Below are 4,952 nucleotides of genomic sequence, written 5' to 3'. Positions count from 1 at the left end.
CAACTACATTTCCCGTCGTCTGGAAGAGCACTACCCAGTGCTGTACACCGGCAGCAACGGCCTGGTGGCGCACGAGTGCATCCTCGACCTGCGTCCGCTGAAAGACAGCAGCGGCATCAGCGTCGATGACGTTGCCAAGCGCCTGATCGACTTCGGCTTCCACGCGCCGACCATGTCGTTCCCGGTCGCCGGCACGCTGATGATCGAGCCGACCGAGAGCGAATCCAAGGAAGAACTGGATCGCTTCTGCGACGCCATGATCCGCATCCGCGAAGAAATCCGCGCAGTGGAAAACGGCACGCTGGACAAGGACGACAACCCGCTGAAGAACGCCCCGCACACTGCGGCGGAGCTGGTCGGCGAGTGGACCCACCCGTACAGCCGCGAGCAAGCGGTGTATCCGGTGGCGTCGCTGGTTGAAGGCAAATACTGGCCGCCGGTCGGCCGCGTCGACAACGTGTTCGGCGACCGCAACCTGGTGTGCGCCTGCCCGTCGATCGAAAGCTACGCTTAAGGAAAGCAGCTGCGAGCTTTGAGCTACAAGCTGCAAGTAAGGGCTGATCTGCTTTTTACTTGCGGCTTGTGTCTCGCTGCATGCACTGCGGCCTTATAGAAGCCGCAAGGAAAAACCCGATCCGCTTTCACTTGTAGCTTGCAACTTGAAGCTCACAACTGCTCCGCAGGAGAACCACTCATGTCGTTAAGCGTGTTCGACCTGTTCAAGATTGGCATCGGCCCTTCCAGTTCCCACACCGTCGGCCCGATGCGTGCCGCTGCGCGCTTCGCCGAAGGCCTGCGCCGGGAAAACCTGCTCAGCGCAACCGCCAGTGTGCGCGTCGAGTTGTATGGCTCGCTGGGCGCTACCGGCAAAGGTCACGGCAGTGACAAGGCCGTGCTGCTCGGCCTTGAGGGTGAACACCCGGACACCGTCGACACCGAAACCGTCGCCGCCCGCCTGCAAGCCATTCGCGGTAATGGCCAGCTGAACCTGCTCGGCGAACACAGCATTGCGTTCAACGAGAAAGAACATCTGGCGATGATCCGCAAGCCATTGGCCTATCACCCCAACGGCATGATCTTTCGCGCATTCGACGCCGCCGGCATTCAGATTCGCAGCCGCGAGTACTACTCGGTTGGCGGTGGTTTTGTCGTCGACGAAGACGCTGCCGGCGCCGACCGGATTGTCGAAGATGCTACGCCGCTGACCTTCCCGTTCAAAAGCGCCAAGGATTTGCTCGGTCATTGCGCCACTTATGGGCTGTCGATCAGTCAGGTGATGCTGACCAACGAGAGCGCCTGGCGTCCGGAGGCGGAAACCCGCGCCGGCCTGCTGAACATCTGGCAAGTGATGCAGGACTGCGTCGCCGCCGGATGCCGAAACGAAGGCATCCTGCCGGGCGGGCTGAAGGTCAAGCGCCGGGCGGCGGCGCTGCATCGGCAACTGTGCAAGAACCCGGAGTCGGCACTGCGCGATCCGCTGTCGGTACTCGACTGGGTCAACCTGTACGCGCTGGCGGTCAACGAAGAAAACGCCAATGGCGGACGCGTGGTCACCGCCCCCACCAATGGCGCGGCGGGAATCATCCCCGCAGTGCTGCATTACTACATGCGCTTTATTCCCGGAGCCAACGATGACGGCGTCGTGCGCTTTCTGCTGACCGCTGCCGCCATCGGCATTCTGTACAAGGAAAACGCCTCGATCTCCGGCGCCGAAGTCGGCTGTCAGGGTGAAGTCGGTGTCGCCTGTTCGATGGCCGCCGGTGCGTTGTGCGAAGTCCTTGGCGGCAGCGTGCAGCAAGTGGAAAACGCTGCGGAAATCGGCATGGAACACAACCTCGGCCTGACCTGCGACCCGATTGGCGGACTGGTGCAGGTGCCGTGCATCGAACGCAATGCGATGGGCTCGGTGAAAGCGATCAACGCGGTACGCATGGCCATGCGCGGAGACGGCCAACACTTCGTCTCCCTCGACAAGGTCATCCGCACCATGCGCCAGACCGGCGCCGACATGAAAAGCAAATACAAGGAGACCGCCCGCGGCGGTCTGGCGGTCAACATTATCGAATGCTGAACCTTATTTAACTCCGCCTCCCTCAGGGAGACGATCGTACTTGGCACCCTCTCCCTCCGGGAGCCAAACGTAACTAGCTCCCTCTCCCTCCGGGAGAGGGCTGGGGTGAGGGGCTTTTGATCTTGCCCCCGATCCCGAATCACATTTTCAAGGAGCCACGCATGTCCACCGAACAACTGTCGAAAACCCCGCTGCACGCTCTGCACCTCGAACTTGGTGCCCGTATGGTGCCGTTCGCCGGCTACGACATGCCGGTGCAATACCCGCTGGGCGTGATGAAGGAACATCAACACACCCGTGAGCACGCCGGCCTGTTCGATGTCTCGCACATGGGCCAGATCCGCCTGACCGGTGCCAATGCCGCCAAAGCCCTGGAAACCCTGGTGCCGGTGGACATCATCGACCTGCCGGTGGGCATGCAGCGTTATGCGATGTTCACCAACGACAACGGTGGCATCCTCGACGACCTGATGGTCGCCAACCTCGGTAACGACGAGCTGTTCCTGGTGGTCAACGCCGCGTGCAAGGATCAGGACCTGGCGCATCTGCAAAAACACATCGGCGATCAGTGCACCATAACGGAGCTGTTCGAAGCGCGCGCCCTGCTCGCTCTGCAAGGTCCGGCAGCCGTCACCGTGCTCGCGCGGCTGGCGCCGGACGTGGTGAAAATGACCTTCATGCAGTTCAATCGCGTGCAACTGCTGGGCGTCGATTGCTTCGTCAGCCGTTCGGGTTACACCGGTGAAGACGGTTTCGAAATCTCGGTGCCAGCCGCCGATGCGGAAAAACTCGCCCGCGCCCTGCTGGCTGAACCGGAAGTCCAGGCCATCGGCCTCGGCGCCCGCGATTCACTGCGTCTGGAAGCCGGCCTGTGCCTTTACGGCCACGACATGAACACCGAGACCACGCCGATCGAGGCCAGCCTGTTGTGGGCGATCTCGAAGACACGCCGTGCCGACGGCGCGCGAGCCGGCGGTTTCCCGGGGGCGGAACAGGTATTTGCCCAGCAGCAGAATGGTGTCGCACGCAAACGCGTCGGCCTGTTGCCGCAAGAGCGCACCCCGGTGCGTGAAGGCGCGGAAATCGTCAACGAGGCGGGCGAGATCATCGGCAGCGTGTGCAGCGGCGGCTTCGGGCCGACCCTGGGCGGCCCTCTGGCGATGGGATACCTCGACAGCGCTTATGTCACCCTCGACACCACCGTTTGGGCAATCGTCCGTGGGAAAAAGGTGTCAATGCTTGTAAGCAAAATGCCATTTGTTCCACAACGCTACTATCGTGGCTGATTGACTGTTTCTATAAGTAACGCGATTGCGTTATGCGTGCACTAATGTGTAACGCAATCGCCACAAAAAAGTGCATTTTCTAACATCTGATTCGAATATGAACTTTGCTTATAACGTTCGAAAACAATTGAACGAGCTAATCGTCTAAGCCGCACTAGTGAATTGCCTAACTGCCAGCAAGTGCAGGAAAACCGGGGCCTTCGCGGGGCTTGTTTTTTCTCCCGTAGTTGGCGTAGAGTTTGTCCACTGTGTTTGCATGGGTCAGCTTGGAATCGTGACCTGGGCAGTAGCCTACAAGTTAGCTACATCCCGTTCGACGTCTTCTTACTCTCCTGCAACCAGCCCCAGTACTCTTTCATGAGGAAGAGACTGTCATCAATTTTTGCGTCAAAGGAAATAAGAAATGTCCCAACGTCAGAGCGGTACCGTCAAGTGGTTTAACGACGAGAAAGGTTTTGGTTTTATCACTCCAGAAAGCGGTCCGGATCTGTTCGTGCATTTCCGCGCTATTCAGGGCAACGGCTTCAAAAGCCTGAAAGAAGGCCAGAAAGTGACTTTCGTTGCTGTGCAAGGCCAGAAAGGCATGCAGGCTGACGAAGTACAAGCAGAAGCCTGATTTCTGTTACGAAAAAGCCCCTGATATTGATATCAGGGGCTTTTTTGTGCGCGCGAATCCGTAAAATGGCGCTTCATTTTGCGTCCAGAGGCTGCCATGTCGAAAACCTTGCTCATCCCACAGGGCGACTTTCCTGCCGTTGGCCTCGGCCGTCGCCTGGCCGCGATGTTCTATGACTTCCTGCTGTGCACCGCCCTGCTGATCGTCACCGGATTCGTTTACAAGCTGATCCAGGCGGCAATCATCGGTGAAGAACGCCTGCGCGTGCTGACCGACGCCGGGAAAATGGATGGCGATCCGCTTTACTCTACGGTACTGCTGCTGGTGCTGTTCGCGTTCTTCGCCAAGTTCTGGACCCACGGCGGGCAGACGCTGGGCATGCAGGTGTGGGGCATTCGGGTGCAGAACGCCAATGGCACGGCGATCAGTCTGTGGCAGGCGCTGTTGCGGTTTATGGTGTCGATTGCGTCGTGGCTGTGCGTGGGGCTGGGATTCTTCTGGTCGCTGTACGACAAGCAGAAGCGCACGTGGCATGACATCTATTCCGATACCCGCCTCGTGCGAATTCCGAAAAAGACCAAATAACTTCGTGACACCCCATACCACTGTGGGAGCGAGCTTGCTCGCGAAGGCGTCGTATCAGTCGACTCCAATGGTGACTGACACACCGCTTTCGCGAGCAAGCTCGCTCCCACAGGTTTTGTGTAATGCCTTTGAGCTTAAGCGTTGCCGGCCAGCTTCATCCGTGCCGCCTGGGTGAAATCCAGCATGCGCTTGAGCGGTCGGATCGCCTGCGGAATCAACGCCGGATCAACAAAGATCTCGTTTGTCCCTTCTTTCAGGCTCTTGAGCGTGCGCTCAAGGGTGTTCATGGCCATCCACGGGCAATGTGCGCAACTGCGGCACGCAGCGCCGTTACCGGCGGTAGGCGCCTCGATGAAGACCTTGTCCGGGCACAGCTGCTGCATCTTGTAGAAGA

5 protein-coding genes and 1 pseudogene are annotated in these 4,952 nt (G+C 59.3%); 5 read left to right on the top strand and 1 reads right to left on the bottom strand.

Annotation, left to right across the window (positions count from 1 at the left end; genetic code table 11):
• From DBR24_RS04020 to DBR24_RS04000, 5 genes and pseudogenes are all read left to right on the top strand, one after another.
• Positions 1-514: pseudogene (locus tag DBR24_RS04020) on the top strand (glycine dehydrogenase (aminomethyl-transferring)); the annotation flags it as partial.
• Between the two features lie 180 nt (positions 515-694).
• Positions 695-2,071 carry an L-serine ammonia-lyase gene (locus DBR24_RS04015; protein WP_128613969.1) on the top strand — a complete coding sequence of 459 codons (1,377 nt, stop codon included), beginning with the start codon at positions 695-697 and terminating at the stop codon, positions 2,069-2,071.
• Between the two features lie 161 nt (positions 2,072-2,232).
• Positions 2,233-3,357 carry a glycine cleavage system aminomethyltransferase GcvT gene (gene gcvT / locus DBR24_RS04010; RefSeq protein ID WP_128613967.1) on the top strand — a complete coding sequence of 375 codons (1,125 nt, stop codon included), beginning with the start codon at positions 2,233-2,235 and terminating at the stop codon, positions 3,355-3,357.
• Positions 3,358-3,760: 403 nt separating this feature from the next.
• Positions 3,761-3,973, top strand: coding sequence for a cold-shock protein (locus DBR24_RS04005; RefSeq protein WP_003175786.1), 213 nt, complete (start codon positions 3,761-3,763; stop codon positions 3,971-3,973).
• A gap of 96 nt (positions 3,974-4,069) precedes the next feature.
• Complete coding sequence (locus DBR24_RS04000; protein WP_128613965.1) at positions 4,070-4,558, top strand: RDD family protein; 489 nt, start codon at positions 4,070-4,072, stop codon at positions 4,556-4,558.
• 134 nt (positions 4,559-4,692) lie between these two features.
• Here DBR24_RS04000 and nadA read toward each other — a convergent pair.
• On the bottom strand, positions 4,693-4,952 hold a 260-nt coding region (gene nadA / locus DBR24_RS03990; RefSeq protein ID WP_158277020.1), incomplete at its 5' end, for a quinolinate synthase NadA.

Origin of the sequence: Pseudomonas sp. HMWF006, assembly GCF_003061205.1 — a bacterium.
GTDB classification, from domain to species: domain Bacteria; phylum Pseudomonadota; class Gammaproteobacteria; order Pseudomonadales; family Pseudomonadaceae; genus Aquipseudomonas; species Aquipseudomonas monsensis.
This window is presented reverse-complemented; position numbering and strand designations above follow the sequence as displayed.